The 16,835-nt window shown below is 60.8% G+C and carries 15 protein-coding genes, 1 tRNA gene and 1 pseudogene; 6 read left to right on the top strand and 11 right to left on the bottom strand.

Features of this window, described 5'->3' with window-relative positions:
- Nucleotides 1-190: 190 nt before the first annotated feature.
- The 4 genes from ACQZAB_RS10965 to ispG all read right to left on the bottom strand — a co-directional run bounded on the left by ACQZAB_RS10965 (nt 191) and on the right by ispG (nt 4,078).
- Nucleotides 191-1,228, bottom strand: coding sequence for a type II secretion system protein (locus ACQZAB_RS10965; RefSeq protein ID WP_428389558.1), 1,038 nt, complete (start codon nt 1,226-1,228; stop codon nt 191-193).
- 247 nt (nt 1,229-1,475) lie between these two features.
- Nucleotides 1,476-2,492, bottom strand: coding sequence for a type II secretion system protein (locus ACQZAB_RS10960; RefSeq protein ID WP_428389557.1), 1,017 nt, complete (start codon nt 2,490-2,492; stop codon nt 1,476-1,478).
- A 191-nt stretch (nt 2,493-2,683) separates the two neighbouring features.
- Nucleotides 2,684-2,756: transfer RNA gene (locus tag ACQZAB_RS10955), tRNA-Ala, on the bottom strand.
- A 59-nt stretch (nt 2,757-2,815) separates the two neighbouring features.
- Nucleotides 2,816-4,078, bottom strand: coding sequence for a flavodoxin-dependent (E)-4-hydroxy-3-methylbut-2-enyl-diphosphate synthase (ispG, locus tag ACQZAB_RS10950; RefSeq protein ID WP_428389556.1), 1,263 nt, complete (start codon nt 4,076-4,078; stop codon nt 2,816-2,818).
- A gap of 102 nt (nt 4,079-4,180) precedes the next feature.
- Between ispG and ACQZAB_RS10945 the strand changes: the two genes are divergently transcribed.
- On the top strand, nt 4,181-5,224 hold the full coding sequence (locus ACQZAB_RS10945) for a type I phosphomannose isomerase catalytic subunit (protein WP_428389555.1): 1,044 nt from the start codon (nt 4,181-4,183) through the stop codon (nt 5,222-5,224).
- On the top strand, nt 5,221-5,622 hold the full coding sequence (locus ACQZAB_RS10940) for a hypothetical protein (protein WP_428389554.1): 402 nt from the start codon (nt 5,221-5,223) through the stop codon (nt 5,620-5,622). Before ACQZAB_RS10945 ends, ACQZAB_RS10940 begins: the two co-directional genes overlap by 4 nt.
- A gap of 144 nt (nt 5,623-5,766) precedes the next feature.
- Here ACQZAB_RS10940 and ACQZAB_RS10935 read toward each other — a convergent pair whose 3' ends face one another.
- Nucleotides 5,767-7,377, bottom strand: coding sequence for a MiaB/RimO family radical SAM methylthiotransferase (locus tag ACQZAB_RS10935; RefSeq protein ID WP_428389553.1), 1,611 nt, complete (start codon nt 7,375-7,377; stop codon nt 5,767-5,769).
- 124 nt (nt 7,378-7,501) lie between these two features.
- Between ACQZAB_RS10935 and ACQZAB_RS10930 the strand changes: the two genes are divergently transcribed.
- From ACQZAB_RS10930 to ACQZAB_RS10920, 3 genes are all read left to right on the top strand, one after another.
- Nucleotides 7,502-8,047, top strand: a complete 546-nt coding sequence (locus ACQZAB_RS10930; RefSeq protein ID WP_428389552.1) for a hypothetical protein — start codon at nt 7,502-7,504, stop codon at nt 8,045-8,047.
- 134 nt (nt 8,048-8,181) lie between these two features.
- Nucleotides 8,182-8,772, top strand: coding sequence for an acyltransferase (locus ACQZAB_RS10925; protein WP_428389551.1), 591 nt, complete (start codon nt 8,182-8,184; stop codon nt 8,770-8,772).
- A gap of 144 nt (nt 8,773-8,916) precedes the next feature.
- On the top strand, nt 8,917-9,978 hold the full coding sequence (locus tag ACQZAB_RS10920) for a FemAB family XrtA/PEP-CTERM system-associated protein (RefSeq protein ID WP_428389550.1): 1,062 nt from the start codon (nt 8,917-8,919) through the stop codon (nt 9,976-9,978).
- Between the two features lie 103 nt (nt 9,979-10,081).
- Here ACQZAB_RS10920 and ACQZAB_RS10915 read toward each other — a convergent pair whose 3' ends face one another.
- The 3 genes from ACQZAB_RS10915 to ilvN all read right to left on the bottom strand — a co-directional run bounded on the left by ACQZAB_RS10915 (nt 10,082) and on the right by ilvN (nt 12,889).
- Nucleotides 10,082-11,740, bottom strand: coding sequence for an ATP-binding protein (locus tag ACQZAB_RS10915; RefSeq protein WP_428389549.1), 1,659 nt, complete (start codon nt 11,738-11,740; stop codon nt 10,082-10,084).
- Nucleotides 11,741-11,763: 23 nt separating this feature from the next.
- Nucleotides 11,764-12,141: an aspartate 1-decarboxylase gene (gene panD, locus ACQZAB_RS10910; protein ID WP_428389548.1), complete on the bottom strand. Its 378-nt coding sequence runs from the start codon at nt 12,139-12,141 to the stop codon at nt 11,764-11,766.
- Nucleotides 12,142-12,304: 163 nt separating this feature from the next.
- Complete coding sequence (ilvN, locus tag ACQZAB_RS10905) at nt 12,305-12,889, bottom strand: acetolactate synthase small subunit (RefSeq protein ID WP_428389547.1); 585 nt, start codon at nt 12,887-12,889, stop codon at nt 12,305-12,307.
- Between the two features lie 548 nt (nt 12,890-13,437).
- Between ilvN and ACQZAB_RS10900 the strand changes: the two genes are divergently transcribed.
- Complete coding sequence (locus ACQZAB_RS10900; RefSeq protein ID WP_428389546.1) at nt 13,438-14,283, top strand: MBL fold metallo-hydrolase; 846 nt, start codon at nt 13,438-13,440, stop codon at nt 14,281-14,283.
- A 4-nt stretch (nt 14,284-14,287) separates the two neighbouring features.
- On the opposite strand, the gene ACQZAB_RS10895 is transcribed toward ACQZAB_RS10900, so the two are convergent.
- From ACQZAB_RS10895 to trpC, 3 genes and pseudogenes are all read right to left on the bottom strand, one after another.
- Entirely contained in the window at nt 14,288-15,025 is a 738-nt protein-coding gene (locus ACQZAB_RS10895) for a hypothetical protein (protein WP_428389545.1), read from the bottom strand.
- A gap of 523 nt (nt 15,026-15,548) precedes the next feature.
- Complete coding sequence (locus ACQZAB_RS10890; RefSeq protein WP_428389544.1) at nt 15,549-15,920, bottom strand: hypothetical protein; 372 nt, start codon at nt 15,918-15,920, stop codon at nt 15,549-15,551.
- A 74-nt stretch (nt 15,921-15,994) separates the two neighbouring features.
- A pseudogene (gene trpC / locus ACQZAB_RS10885) lies at nt 15,995-16,812 on the bottom strand (indole-3-glycerol phosphate synthase TrpC).
- Nucleotides 16,813-16,835 lie beyond the last annotated feature (23 nt).

Here is a 16,835-nt window from a genome sequence, read left to right as displayed (position 1 = left end):
ACGCATCACCGTTTCGCCGGGTGCCACGAGCACCCCAACACGAGCCCTAAGCGCAAGCTTAGGGACAATCACCACCCCACCTCCTCAACCCACAACGTCACCCAACACACCCCACCCCCAAAAAAACAGCCCGCCCTGCAAGCCCGCAAACGGACCCACAAGCCGGGCTGATACAACGTTCAGGTTCTAACTAGAAGTCTTCCGGGTTGGTCGGATTAAGGTCGAAAATCATGTGATTTCGCGGCTGGTCGCCGCCGGACGAACCGCCGCCCCCGCCACGCTGCCCACTGCTGATCGTAGAAGCAAAGTTACGGTCCCCCACCAGTCCCGGGCGGCCAGTGTCACCGACGTAAGCAAGATCAGCATCGGATTCACTGGAATCACCAACCGCACCAGGAATCGACAAGGTCGAAACATGGCCGTCAGCCCACATGATCTGGATACCGCCATTGTGCCGCGGGTCCAGCCAGCCGGAGTTGCCGACACCAAGGTTCACCGAGTCAAGCGTCGTATGGCTGCCAACCATCTCGCCACCATCAATGTCAACATCCGAGAAATCATCGTCTGCCAGATTGGGGTTGAAGTTGCGATTCGCCCCAGTCAGCATCACATCAGCTGCGGACGGCAGGTCGTCGGGGCTCGCGGGGGCATAGATATTCGCATTGAAACGACTACCGACAAATCGCTTGGTCGCCGTCACACTATCGCCAACACCACCTTCAGAACGCATAGCCCCCCCAAGATTCGAGCCTACGTAGACGTAGTTGTAACCGTAGTGGATACGATTGAAGGCACGGAATGACGAACTGCCAACATTCGACTGCCCAAGCGCTTCTGAAGGGTTCAACGACAAATCTTGAAAACCAATGTGTGCCTGCTCCCATGACGGATCAATGTACACCTGAAGCGTCGGAATCACGCCAAGCTCAATCAGTCGAGTCGCCCAGTAAGCCTCAATCTGATTGCCAGCCTCAAAACCCCAGCCGCCGTCAACCCCGTATTGCCACATGGGGAAGGTAAATCCAGCACTGCTCGTCGCGTAAACGTACATACCCTGACCCAGCGACCGCTGGTTCGCCGCCGACTGCATAAACCGAGCTGTACTCCGCGCCGCCCCCAACGCCGGCAGCAGAATCCCAATCAGCAAAGCAATGATCGAAATCACCACCAGCAACTCAATCAACGTAAAACCACGCCGACCCGCCAACAGCCCTAGGGAACGCTTCATCATCGAGACTCCTTCGAGGATCAGTCCGTCAGTCCAACAGCCGAGCCGCAAAAACGACCCGCACGCATCACCGGTCACACCCAACAGCAAGCCCGCCAAAGCAGGCCAGCCACACAAACCTGTCTAACCAGCAACACGACAGCCTTCTAAAAGATTCGCAGGCACATTCAATTTTACCCCCCCAACCAACCAAAAGACAACCCCCCGCCAAAAGACGAGGGGTTGATCAAAAGACAATGCCAGTTGCTTAGTCCGGATTCGCAGGCCAAAGATCGAAGCAGTTCTGCGGGCCATCAAACGAAATCCGTGTAGCACTACCGCCACCACGCTGACCACCACCGCCTCGCACATTGAGAGTCTCGGTAGCATCGCCGATACCGGTCTCCGCATAGACATGCGAGTAGTTCTTCTCATCCCCAGAAGAACCCGGGATGACCTTCATGCTCACGTGCCCATCAGCCCAGCCAATCTGCATCCCGCCATTGTGACGAGGATGCCCCACACCAGCGTTCTGAACAGGAGCGCTGCCCGGCTCAAAATCCTGAATCACGTGCGCGCCCACCTCTTCAAAGTCATACGCCGCCGTACCCGACAATGCCGCGTCACGCACAGGCGCGATCAGCAAAACATCCGCAGCCGAACGCAGGTTCTCATACTTAACCGGCTGATCACCCGCCACGTCCACGCGATTCGGGTCCTCAGCTCCATCACGGTTCGCGTACCAACTCGAAATGTTCGAGCCAACCCACACGTAGTTGTAGCCGAAGTGAATCTTGTTGAAGGAACGATCCCAAAGCGGCGAAACACCATCGGGCAGGCCAGTCGCACCAGATGAACCCCTCTGACCGCTGGACGTGTTCCTCAGCACCTTGCTCGTCAGGTTCTTCTCGAGAAACTCCGTGCTCGCCGCCCCCGCCTCAAAAGTCGGGTCGGTGTAGGCATTCAGATTCTGGATGATCCCATCAGCCGCCATCTTCGTGGTCCAGAACCAGCGGATCGGATCGCTCCACATCTGGTTCTCACCGTTGGCACTCACGTTCTCACTCATCTGCCAAAGCGGGAAAGTCATATCGTTCGAAGTCGCATGAATAAACATCCCCTGCGAAATCGATCGCTGATTCGCCATGGCCTGCGAGATACGAGCAGTATCCCGCGCCGCCCCCAACGCCGGCAGCAAAATCCCAATCAGCAAAGCAATGATCGAAATCACCACCAGCAACTCAATCAACGTAAAACCAGATCTGACAACTGGATAACGAGACATGGCATCTCTCCGTGTGCGGCCCGTAACAACGAGCCCGGGCGACAGGTTTAATCCAAACAAAATCTTCCGCGAGCCATAACGCCCGCATCGGTCAAAGAAACGCTGCCTCTATAATTATGAAACACCACCCGCCACAAAGCAACCCCAAATCCCGCTCATAAACCCCAAAACCCCAGAAAATCCCACCCGAATGGAGCTGGACGGACTCGAACCGACGACATCCTGCTTGCAAAGCAGGCGCTCTCCCAACTGAGCTACAGCCCCAAGGCCTCCAATTATATCGACAACTCCCCGCCCACGTCACCACTCCAAAACCAACCGCTTCACTTCCCGTCCACCGTCAGCGTCGTCACCTTCTCCACCCCGCCCGCCGCGATCTTGTCAAACCCCGAACCCAGCTCGCCGATCGGGTCAGGCGGCAGAATATCCACCACCTTCTCGCCCAGCTTCGCCTCACCCGCCTTCACCTTCGCCTCAAACGCCTTGCACTCCCGCAGCAACGCATCCAGGATCTCCTCCTCAGGCACATTCGCCACCTTCTGACCCTGAACATAGATGATCCCCCGCCGGTCACCCGCAAAAATCGCCACATCCGCCCCCTCCGCCTCACCCGGCCCGTTCACGATGCAACCCATCACCGCCACCTTGATCGGCAGCTCGATCTCACTCGCCAGCTTCGCCCGCACCTCCTGCACCAGCGTGAACAGATCCACCTGAATCCGCCCACAGGTCGGACAAGCAATCAGATCCACACCCTTCCGCTCACGAAGCTCCAGGCAGTAAAGCAGCTCCAGCCCATCCTCCACCTCATACACCGGATCGTTCGCATAACTGATCCGGATCGTGTCCCCGATACCCGACGCCAGCAGATGCGCCAGCGGCGCAATGCTACGAATCGTCCCCGTCTCCCGCGGCCCTGCATGCGTCACCCCCAAATGCAACGGATGATCAAACCGCTTGCTCACCTCCGTATAAGCAGCGATCACCAGCGTCGGGTCCGGGCTCTTCGCCGAAATCGTCACATCGTAAAAATCACGCTCGTAGAAGATCTCCAGATACTCCTCGAGCTTCGCGATCATGATCGCCAGAAAATGCCCATGCTTCTCCCCCGAGAACACCCCGCCCAGCTCCTTCATTCGCTTCTGCTTGTCCTTCCGCTCAATGATCGACCCCTCATTCACGCCGATCCGAATCGGCAGCCCCCGCTCCTTGCACGCATCGATCACCTTCGCCACCTGATCCCGATCCGAGATGTTGCCCGGATTCAGCCGGATCTTGTGAACTCCCGCCTCGATCGCCTCCAGCGCACGCTGAAAATGAAAGTGCACATCCGCCACAATCGGCACCCGCACCTGAGGCAGAATCGACTTCAACGCCTCCGTGTCCTTCTTCTCAGGCACCGCCACCCGCACGATGTCAGCCCCCGCCGCCGCCAGCCGGTTGATCTCCGCCACGCACGCATCAACCTCATGCGTGTACCCCGCCGTCATCGTCTGCACACTCACCGGCGCATCCCCACCCACCTTCACCACGCCCACACGATCATCACCCACCGACACCTGCCGCGTTTTACGTCTCTGGATCATGCCCCCATCTTACCCCGACCACTTCACCACGGGTTTCTCACACCAACCTCACCCCTTCACCTGCTAAATTCATCAAAAGACACGAAACCCCGGAGCCACCCCATGCCCCACAAGCCCGAACTCTACCCCCTCCGATTCGACCCCATCTACAAAGAAAAAGTCTGGGGCGGCCGAACCCTCGCCCGCCTCGGCCGCAACCTCCCCGGCTCCGACGACACCCCCATCGGCGAATCCTGGGAACTCGCCGACCTCGCCCAAACCTCCGCCTCAGGCGGCGGCGGCAACCCCGAACACTCCATCATCGCCAACGGACCCCTCCAAGGCCGCGCCATCAACGACATCATCCACGACTACGGCTCCGAACTCATGGGCTCCGTCGCCCCCTCCACCGAAGCCGGACTCCCCCTCCTCATCAAGTTCCTCGACGCCCGCGAAAACCTCTCCGTCCAGGTCCACCCCTCACCCAGCTACGCAGCCCAGCACCCCGACGCCCACCTCAAGTCCGAAGCCTGGTACGTCCTCGATGCCGAACCCGGCGCCGCCATCTACAAAGGCGTCGTCGAAGGCACCACCCCCGAACGCCTCCGCCAGGCCATCGAACAAAACCACGTCGAAGACCTCATGATCAAAGTCCCCGTCAAGCCAGGCGACTGCCACTACCTCCCCTCCGGCACCTGCCACGCCCTCGGCCAGGGCGTCCTCGTCGCCGAAGTCCAGACCCCCTCCGACACCACCTTCCGCGTCTACGACTGGGGACGAACCAACCGCGAACTCCACATCGACCAGGCCCTTGATTGCATCCACTACGGCCCCGCCGAAACCACCCGCTACGAACGCTCCGCCCCCGACGTCAAACCCGGCACCGCCTCCACCCACCGACTCGTCTCCTGCGAACACTTCGGCATCGACCGCGTCCACGCCCCCGCCGGCTTCGAAGACTCCACAGCCGAGACCAACCCCACCATCTGGATCTTCCTCAAAGGCTCCGGCCGCTTCGAAATCCCCGGCTTCCCCCCCGACCCCTTCACAGCCGGACAAACCTGGCTCATCCCCCCAGACCTGGGCGACGGCTGGGCCATGGTCGAACAAGAAGCCACCTGGCTAGAAGTCACCTTCGGCAAAACCGAACCCGTCCGCGTCGTATGAACACACCCCTCACATCCGTCGAAAGACAACTCCTGGATTCACTGCTGAGACAGTGCAAGGTAACTCTGCCGAAAGACCACCCCGCCTACGGCCCCAACGCCGTCACTAGCCGAGAGAACACTGGCGCAGGCCTATACATCAACTTTGACAACATACACATAGACCCTGACCTAGGCAGCTTCCGAGCCGTGGAGCAAGTACATCAATTTCTTCTTAGTTATGAATGGGACATTTTGTTTGATAGCCTCCTCTACCTCACAGCAGATAATTCACCTCATATGATCGAACTTTTCCACTACGGCCACAGCGACAACCCGGCTAAGTGGAATGGCGACCTCAGCAGCTTTCGACTGATAGATGATGAAGAGTTTTCGAGATATGAATCCCAAAATCGTTGATCGATTGCTCTAGAAACCGTTGACTCAGATCTCTGGCGTACTGCCGACAACCAACAACCTCAGCATGTTCGAGCCGCGGTGTGTCACCGCGGCTGTGCCATCACCCGCCAGTACGCCATCGAATCACAAACAATGAGCCAACCCCTAAACCGCTTCTTGCACAACCCCCACCATCTCCCCAAACAAACACAACCCCCCAGCCCCCGTCACCTCCACCTCCACCACCGACCCCGTCAGTCCCTCATCCCCATCAAACATCACGATCAGATCGCCCCCCGTCCTGCCTGAAAGCTGCGTGACCACATCAACCCCTTGCGGGGGGGCCCAGCCTAATTCCACGTTCCCCTGCCGCTTCTTCTCCTTCCGGCTCGCCCCCTCCACAAACACGCTCACCCGCCGCCCCACATAACCCGCGTGCACCGCCGCCGACGCCGCGTTCTGCGCCTCCAGCAGCTCCCGATTCCGCCGCTTCTTCACATCCGCCGGCACATCATCCTCAAACTTGTCAAACGCCACCGTCCCCGGCCGCCCGGAGTACTTGAAGATAAACGCGTTCTTGAACATCGCCTTCTCCAGCAGCTCCACCGTCTGCCGATGCTCCGCCTCCGTCTCCGTCGGGAACCCCGTAATGATGTCCGTCGCGATCTCCACCCCCGGAATGATCCGCCGCGCCCGCTCCAGCAGATCCCAGAACTCCGCAATCCCATACCCCCGGTTCATCGCCGCCAGCACCCGGTCACTCCCCGACTGCACCGGCAGATGCAGGTACCGACAGATCCGTGGGCAATCCCGGATCGTCTCCAGAATGTCATCCCCAAAGTCCCTCGGGAAACTCGTCACAAACCGCAGCCGCTGCAGTTCCGGCACCCCGTCATGAATCATCCGCAAGAGCTCCGCGAACGACGTCACCCCCTCCGCAAACACCGGGCTAGGCCCACCCGTCCCTCGGTTCGGCGCAATCACCGCCCCCACCTGCGGCAGCTCATACCCCTCCTCCGAATGCGCCGCCGACCGATGGTCGTAGTGATAGTGATTCACCGTCTGCCCCAGAAGCGTCACCTCCACCGCACCCGCCTCAACCAGGCTCCTGACTTCCTCAACGATCGTCGCAGGCGGCCGGTGCACCTCACGCCCACGCGTGAATGGCACCACGCAATACGTGCAGTACTTATTGCACCCCCGCGTGATCCGCACATACGCCGACCGCCCATCCCGCTCGGGCGAAAAACTCCGCGCCAGATCGATCAGCTCCAGCGAGTCCTCCGCCGCCTCCAGCGTCGTGCTCCGCCGCTGCTTGTCCCCCTGCAAAGCCAGCTGCGCCCGACGCAGTCCACCCCGCGCCGCCACCTCCGTGCGCATCACGTTGTCGATCAGCATCGGCACCTTATCCAGCTCACTCGGCCCGCACATCAGATCCACATGCGGGTGCTTCCGCACCATGTCCTCACCATCCCGCTCCGCCATACACCCAATCACCCCCAGCACCAGGTCAGGCCGCTCCTCCCGCTTGTAATCCCCCAGAATCCCCACCCGACTCCAGACCTTCTGCTCCGCGTGCTCACGCACCGAACAGGTGTTGTAAAGCACCACATCCGCCGCCTTCCAATCCTCCACAAACCGATACCCCAGCCCGCGCAGCTGCCCCATCACCAGCTCCGAATCCAGCACGTTCATCTGGCACCCAAACGTCTCCAGATAAACCGCCGGACCACCCGCCTTCTCACCCACATCCTGTTGCTTGTTAACGTCGTTCATAGAACCCCACAAGATACACCACAACCCCAAGTACGGGTGCCACGGTTTCTCCAGCCGAAGGCTGGAAAGCCGTGCCCTGCCAACCTCAACGCTCCACAGCCCCACCTGCCGATAACACTCCGACATGCCTGCGCGCACCACCCCCAACCCCGTCGCTCTCCTCACCAGCTGGCTCGTCCTCGCCACCGGCCTCACCCTCCTCGCCGCCCTCCTCCTCGGCCCCGACGCCGATCGCGCCCAACTCGCCCGAGCCCAGACCGCCGTCCTCGAAGCCCGACTCGACTGGTGGCAACGCCGCGCCGAAGCCCACGCCGCCTTCCTCACCGCCCTCCACAACAACGACCCCATCATCCTCGAACACCTCGCCCTCACCGAACTCAACCGCATCGTCGTCGGCAAACAGCTCTACCACGACACCCTCCGCTACGAGCCCAACTACACCAACCCCCAACCCATCGTTCTCGGCCACATCGGCCAGTGGATCGACCGTGCTGCCGGCCCCCTCCACACCCCCAGCCTCACCCCGCCACGCGAAGGCTGGCTCGATTCCCTCGCCCAGACCCAACGCGCCGCCTTCGCCGCCGCCGCCGCCCTCTTCATCCTCGCCGGCCTCATCTGGAACCCCACCCCCCACCTCACGGGTGCCACGGTTTCTTCAGCCGAAGGCTGAAAAGCCGTGCCGACCACCTGCAACCTCGATGAATTCATCACGAGCCATAGGCGCAAACCTATGGACAATCACCACTCGACGCCCCGATAACCCCCCACTCCAAACCCAACCCCACCTCACCCGATGACACCCATGTGTCCCTCCTCCGCACACTGGCCTCTGCCTGCGCCTATCTGCTGACCCGACCCGCGGTCATCCACTACCGCCTCGCCGCCAGACTCACCAACCCCGACACCGCCCTCCGCAACGCCTCCGAAGCCCTTGCCCGCATCCCCGGCACCCGAGGCGTCTGGCTCCGCCGAGCTTTCTACCGCTCCGTCCTCCCCCACGTCGGCGACCGCTCGCACATCGGCTTCATGACCCTCCTGAGCAAAGCCGACGCACGCATCGGCACCGCCGTCTACCTCGGACGCTTCTGCACGCTCGGCCGCGTCACCATCGAAAACCACGCCATCATCGCCGACGCCGTCCAACTCCTCTCAGGCAGTCACCAACACCAACCCGCCAACCCCAATCAACCCTTCCAGCAGGCCCCGCAAACCTTCCAGCACATCACCATCAGCACCGGCGCCTGGATCGGTGCCAACGCCGTCGTCATGGCCGATGTCGGCCCGAACGCCATCGTCGCCGCCGGAGCCGTCGTCACCAAACCCGTCCCGGCCAACACCACCGTCGCCGGCGTCCCCGCTAAACCCCTCCAGACCCAACCCCGTCTCGCCGCTTAACCCCTGCTATTCAACGCCAGGGGTGCCACGACTTTGTCCGTAGGACAAGTCGTAACGAAAACCAAGACCCCGATAACCACCCCGCGACACCCGTCCGTCACATCGTGCCGATCCTGTCATAAACCCCACGCGCGATCCCCACACATGCCCCACCTCCAGACCCATCACGTCCCCTCTCCTTCCCTCGCCGAAGAAGCCCTCAACTACCTCCGAACACAGCCCAACGCCGCACCCGAAACCCACCCCGCCTGGCTCACCGCCCTCCGCCAGGGACTCGGCCACACCCCCATCCTCCTCACCGCCCGACCAACACCCACCGCCAACCTCACCGGCCTTCTCCCCCTCGCCTGGGTCCGCTCCCGACTCTTCGGCCGCTTCCTCGTCAGCCTCCCCTACCTCAACCGCGCAGGCGTCATCGCCGCAGACCCCGACACGGCCCACGCCCTCATCTCCCACGCCGCCAAACTCGCCCGCGACGGCCGCGCCGACTACCTCGAACTCCGCCACGCCCAGCAACCCATCCCCCACGACGACCTCACCGAAACCCGCGCCGACAAACCCCGCCTGCTCCTCGAACTACCCGACACCACCGAAGCTCTCTGGGACGGCTTCAAAGCCAAAGTCCGAAACCAGATCCGCAAAGCCGAACGCTTCAACCCCCAACTCACCTTCGCCCGCCACGAAAACCTCGACGCCTTCTACGACATCTTCGCGACAACGATGCGCGACCTCGGCACACCCGTCTACCCCAAACGCTTCTTCGCCGCCATCCTCCAGAACCTCCCCGAACACGCCGAGATCGCCCTGCTCACCATCAACCAAACCCCCGCCGCCGCCGCCCTCCTCGTCCACGACCCGGTCCACCACCAAACCACCCAGGTCCCCTCCGCCGCCTGCCTCCGATCCGCCAACCCCATGAACGCCAACATGGCCCTCTACCACGGCCTGCTCAACCGCGCCATCCAACGCGGTGCCGCCCGCTTCGACTTCGGCCGCTCATCACCCAACGCCGGCACCTACCGATTCAAAACCCAATGGGGTGCCCAGCCCGAACCCACTTACTGGCAGCAGTTCCCCCTCCACGGCTCCACCCACGCCGCCCGACCCGACAACCCCCGATACCGAAAACGCATCGAAACCTGGCAGAAACTCCCCGTCTGGCTCACCCGAATCATCGGCCCCCCCATCGTCCGCGGCATCCCCTGATCCCTACGACATTCCTCAACCCCTTCCGGGTGCCACGGTTTCGAATTCAATCCGCTGAAGGAGGACCGATGGCTGGAATGCCCAGTCGCCCCCCAACACAACCTCAAAGCTCCCCAGCCACCGCACCCACACCCACCCGCGCCCGACCGCGAAACACCGGCGCACGCTGATGCTTCACCGGCAACACCAGCGAAAACGTCGCGCCCTTCCCCACCTCCGAATCAATCTCAATCGATCCACCCAACAAATCCGCCAACTCCGAACAGATCGTCAGCCCCAAACCCGTCCCGCCATGCTCCTTCGTCACCGAAGGATCAAGCGTCGTGAACTTCTCAAAAATCTTCCGCTGATCTTCCAACGCAATCCCCGGCCCCGTGTCCGACACCGACAACCGCACCTGCGCCGGTTTGTTGTGAGGAATCTCCGGAATCAACGCCGCCGAAATCGTGATCGTCCCCAGATCAGGCGTGAACTTCACCGCATTCGACAGAAAGTTGAACAGGATCTGCTGCAACCGACTCGCGTCCGTCTCAACAATCGGCAAACCCGGCTCGATCCGCCGCTTCAACGCGATCGACCGCTTCTCCGCCTGCAAACGCATCAGGTTGACCAGACCCTCCGTCATGTCATCCACCGACACCGGCGCGATACGAACCTCCACCCGACCCGCCTCGATCTTCGCCACCTCCAGCAGATCATTAATCAGATTCAGCAGATGCCGCGACGACGCCAGAATGTTCGACACATAACGCTTCCGCTTCTCATCCACCGGACCCGACCGCGACGACAACGACTCACTCAAAACCTCCGCAAAACCCAAAATCGAATTCAGTGGCGTCCGCAACTCATGACTCACGTTCGCCAGAAACTCCCCCTTGAGCTTGTTCCCCTCATACAACGCCAGGTTCGACGCCGCCATCTCCCCGAGCTTCACGTCCAGACTCTTGTTCGCCTCCGACAACTGCTGCTGGTTCTCCTTGATCGATTCCAGCATCTGATTGAACACATCCGACAACTCCTCGAACTCATCCCCCGTGTTGATGTCCGACCGCAGGTTCAAATCCCCCTGCGACACCTTGTCCGCATAGTCCGTCAGCACACGCACAGGCGACAAAATGATCCGCGTCGTAATGAACCAGAACACCGCGATCGCCAGCAAACCCGACAACGTCCCCGCTCCCACCAGATAAATCCGGTTCGTCGCCGCCTCCACCGCCACCCGATCATCACGCAACTGGATCAGCAAAATCATCTCTGGTGGGCCGATCTCAGCCTCCACGCCCTCCCCATCCCGATTAACCACCAGATTCTGCGCCCGCGCCAAGTCCTCCGCCCGAACCGCCCGTGCATACCGATAAAACCGGTGCCCCGCACTGTCCTCCGCCACCTCAAACGCCTGAAACCGACGCGTCGTCTCAAACCGCTCGATCGCCCCCGCCAGAAACGGGTCCAGCTCCGACGCCCGCTCAAACTCGAAATCCTCAATCAACGTCAACCCGAAATCGCGATCCGCCGGCAACCCCCGACCACCCCGCTCTAGCGTCAACAACGCGTTCCCCAACCGAATGTGATTGTTCAACCACGCCGTCGCAAAATCACGCGCCCGCTCAAGCGGCGCCGCCTCCACCAGCGCCTGCATACGCATCGCCACCACCACCAACGCCGCCGTCAGAATCAGCACCACCGCCGCGCCAAACAGCAACTGACACTTATTCGCCAGGCTGATGCGGATCGATCGGAAACTAGGCGGCCGCAGCTTCACCCCCTCATCCTAACCAACAGCACCTAATCCAGACGACTGTCGTAACGAAGCTCAACATCCACCCGATTATCCCCATCCACCACCACCACCTTCGCCGCGTGCTCCGCCACCTCCGCCTCGTCCAGATGGCCAAACGACATGATGATCACCTTCTGACCCACCGACACGATGCTCGCCGCAGCCCCGTTGATCCCGATCACCCCCGACCCACGCTCCCCACGGATCACATACGTCTCGAAACGCACCGCGTTATCGAGATTCACCACCAGCACCCGCTCGTTAGGCAGCATTCCCGACGCCTCCAGCAGGTCCGCATCGATCGTGATCGAGCCCACATAATCACGATCACACTGCGTGATCGTCGCCCGGTGAATCTTGCCCAACAACATCGTCCGCTGCATCAAAACAATCCCTGTAAACCAGACAACAACAGCCCTGTGCCATGACCGTTAACAGGCTTACCTGCTGACAGAAGTCTCAGGTGGCCATGGGCACGCCGCGTGCCCACAGAACCAAACATCCCCGGGTGCCACGCCCCTTCGGAGGCGTGCCCAGCCACCTTCATCACCCAGGCGGCAAATCCGCATCATCAATCGCAGGCCCCCCACCCGACGCCGCTCCGATCATCTTCGCACGACGACTCATCGGCGCCGCCGCACCACGAGGCATCGCGATCACACCCGTCCGAGCCAGCTCCAGAATCCCAAAAGGCTCAGCCAGACGGATAAACGCCTCCAGCTTCTCCTCCGTGCCCGACAACTCGATCATCAGCCGGTCATCCGACACATCCACCACCCGAGCCCGAAACAGGTTCGCCAACTCGATCAGGTCCGTCCGCTTGCTCACCTCACCCGACGTCGACACCTGCATCAGCAGCAGGTCCCGCTCCACGTGAGGCACCTCGTGGTAATCCACCACCTTCACCACCGGCACCAGCCGCATCAGCTGCTTCCGCACCTGCTCCAGCACCGACCGATCCCCCACCACCACGATCGTCATCCGCGAAATCTCAGGATTCTCCGTCCGCCCGACGACCAGCGAATCAATATTGAAACCACGCGCCGCGAACATCCCCGCCACCTGAGACAAAACCCCAGGCTCGTTCGTCACCAACGCCGCAATGATGTGCCGTGTGCTCTTGTCATCCATAGCCCAACCATCATAACAAACCCCAGCAATCACCCGAGCCGCTGCCACCACCCTCCAGCGTCTTGCCAGATCATCCTCGTCATATCCGCACCGAATCCGGGTTCCACGACCCTGCAGGGGCGTGCCGGGCCGCTGCCACCCGCTGATCAACAAAAACCGTGCCGAAACCAAATCAACCCGAAAGATCGTTGTTCATCGTGCCACCGTACTGCCCTGTGAATAACACGTGGACGAAAGACCCGGCTAGCCCAATGGATGACCCACTTCAGGCCTCCCCCAGCTAACCCAACAGTGAACGCGCGCTCCACCACCCGCCCGAAACACCCAAGATAAGCCCCTTTTATCGGGACACCACCCCCACACCGAATAAACGACTTTTTTGACTTTAGACAGGGTCCCCACCCGTCTCTCTGATCCAGCCCCTTGTGGATAACTGATCGCAGATCACCCCCGCTCACGCACCCCTAACCCTATTCTGACCCTCATTTCCCCGTAACATCAGCCGCCACTCACCCCCAATCCATCACAGCCGCCTAGAACCCAACCCCATGCCCAAGTATCCGCCCCCACCACCCCCAACCCCCGCCACCGAACTCGAACTCCTCTTCCTCGGCACCGGCACCTCCGCCGGCATCCCCATGATCGGCTGTCACTGCCCCGTCTGCACCTCCACCGACCCTCACGACACCCGCACCCGCGCCTCCGTCCTCATCCGCTTCCCAGATCCCTCCGCCCCCCACAGCCAGACCCGCCAGATCCTCATCGACGCCTCCCCCGACCTCCGCACCCAGTGCCTCCGCGAAAACATCAACCACCTCGACGCCGTCCTCTACACCCACTCCCACGCCGACCACATCATGGGCACCGACGACCTCCGCCGCTTCAACGCCGTCCAGCAGCAACCCCTCGATATCTACGCCGACCCGCCCACCCTCGAAGTCCTCGCCCGCATGTTCCGCTACATCTTCGAGCCCCACACCAACGTCAACCAGTCCTTCGTCGCCTCTCTTATCCCCCACACCCTCACCCACAACCAGCCCTTCACCCTCTTCGGCGTCACCTTCACCCCCCTCCTCCTCCTCCACGGCCGCCTCCCCATCACCGGCTTCCGCATCGACCACAACCACAAATCCATCGCCTACTGCACCGACGTCTCCAGCATCCCCCCCGAAACCCTCCCCCACCTGACCAACCTCGACGCCCTCGTCCTCGACGGCCTCCGCCACAAACACCACCCCACCCACCTCACGATCGACCGCGCCTGCCAGTACGCCGAACAACTCAACGCCAAACAGACCTACCTCACCCACATCGCCCACGAAGTCAGCCACGCCCAGGTCAGCCCGCAACTCCCGCACAAGGTCTTCCTGGGCGCGGATGGACTTCGCGTCTAACCCCTCACCCTCGGCGACTCATCCCCACCAGCCCAAGCAGAACCAGACCCGCCAGCCCCGAAGGCGTCGGCACCACCGTGTAATGCTTCGACAGCATCATCTTGTCACGAGCCGAGGGCGAAAGAAACGGATCAGCCCGAATCACATTCCCCATCCCGTCATCAATCAGCCGGAAATCGGGATCCATCACATGCTTACGATCCCCCTCCGTCCGCCGATCATCATCCAGCCCCAGAATGTGCCCGAACTCGTGCGCCCCCAGATTCTTCATGAACGACCCCGCCACCCCCGAGTGCCCCAACGCATCCGGATGGATCGAGATCACCCCCTCATCAATAAACACGTGATCCTTGTCCGCCGGATACGGGTCCGGCACAAACCCGCCACCAATCGCATAAGGCGGCGGCGACCCCGCAGGAAAAGGCGGGTCGGCAGACGTCACGTTGATATCCACAAAGCAGTCAGCCCCCGCCTCCGGCTCACCATCCTTGTATTCGATCGTCAAGCCCGGAAGACAGGCCACCCACGCACTCACCCCCATCTTGAAGTTGTCCTTGTCACCCCCCGCTATCTCATTCGGGATGTACACCGTGATCGTCTTGGGCAGTTCCCACCCATAAGACTGCACCCCATCCCGCGTATCCACCACATCAATGAAATTCGCCCACCCCTCCGACCCCGACATCCCCACCACCAACAGACACCCAACCAACCACAGCCCAAACCGTGAAGCAGATGACATGGCCTCTTCCCTTCAATGCAATGGAAACCCAACCTCTCCAGACATCCCCCCGAACCACCATCCTAAACCCCCACCCACCAACCACCCCCACCACACTTACCCCTAAGGCCAAGCGATAACGACATCCAAACACCCCCACTACGAATACAAGGCACAAGCCTTGAATACACACCAAGAAACAACACAGAAAACCCAGAACACTAAGTCACGACTCAGGCACCCACGCCGCGTGCCACGGTTTCTCGAGCCAAAGGCGGAAAAGCCATTACGACCACCAACAACCACGGATGGCTGCGGTTCCGCCATAGGCGGATCCACAGAACCAAGAACGCCACGAGCCCGGTCGCGACGCGACCGAGGCCACAACAAGAAAACTAACCCAAAAAAACAACAACATGAGACGCGATGCATCAGCGCGTCTGCGCTAGCTCTATGAAGACGCTCTTACTCATCATCACAAACCCTGGGTATACCAAGATAAGAGTCTCTCCCAAAATTTCTAGCAATAGTAATCGCTTGGAGTTTATAGACGAAATCCGACACGACGCCGAGGGACCTTCTGCACGAAAACACCAATACCAAGATACACAAAAAACATATAAAAATAAAATGCTAGCGGTAAATCAATAGCTAAAACCCAATTGATGACAAGGTTGATGATGAGGCCAAGCACCGCTGCGAATAGTGAGAGCATGATGGAATGTGTACGTGCCTCCCACCCGGCATTGAAAGCTCTTCTGAGACATCTGCGATCCACGGCTCCACTGACTTGCTCATGAGTCAGCCATTTTTCGAAAGCACGCCCTCTCTCTTTTGAATACGACTCTTCGGCCAATGGGGCCGATGCTCCCTCAGCCATCAAGTTCGACTTCGCGGCACGCTTGTCTGCATCCATGTTCACAAAGTAACCAGCAGGAAAGCAAAATGCCACGATTGATTCGGCAATCTATTACGAACCCGAATGGATTCTCACGCCCCCTCCAACGTCCCATGCATCAACTCATACAACGCCAGCCCCGGGTCAGGCTGACGCATCAGATGCTCGCCCACCAGCACCCGATGCACATGCGCTAACGCCAGCCGCTTGATGTCCTCGTGCGTCCGAATCCCCGACTCGCTCACCAGCACCTCCAGGTCCGGCACCTCCCGCAGCAAGTCCATTGTGTGCTGCAGGTCCGTCTCCATCGTCCGCAGGTTCCGGTTGTTAATCCCCAACAACGTCGACCCCGCCAACGGGAAACCCAGATGCGGCTTCACCTGCACCAGCGACTCCAGATCGTGCACCTCCACCAGCGTCGTCAGCTTCAACTCCGTCGCCAAAATCAACAAATCAATCAGCTGCGACTCCCCCAGACACTCCGCAATCAGCAGAATCGCATCCGCCCCCGCCGCCCGAGCCTCATACACCTGATACGGATCAACAATGAAATCCTTCCGCAGCACCGGCAAATCCACCGCCGCCTTGATCCGCTCGATGTACCCCAACTCCCCCTGAAATACTTCGCATCCGTCAGACACGAAATCGCCGCCGCCCCGTTCGCCGCATACGCCTCCGCGATCGCCACCGGATCGAAATCCTCCCGGATCAGCCCCGCCGAAGGACTCGCCTTCTTCACCTCCGCAATCACTCGTAGCGTGTGCTTCGGCCGCGTCACCGCCGCGAAAAAGTTCCGCGCTGGCTCCGCATCCCTCGCCTTCGCCTTCACGTCCTCCAGCGACTCCGCCGCCTTCGCCGCCGCGATCTCCTCCCGCTTGTTCGCCACAATCTCTGCCAGCATGTCCGACACAAAAACACCTCTCTAAACCCCCA

Source organism: Mucisphaera sp., assembly GCF_965279675.1.
Taxonomy (GTDB): Bacteria; Planctomycetota; Phycisphaerae; order Phycisphaerales; family Phycisphaeraceae; genus Mucisphaera.
This window is presented reverse-complemented; position numbering and strand designations above follow the sequence as displayed.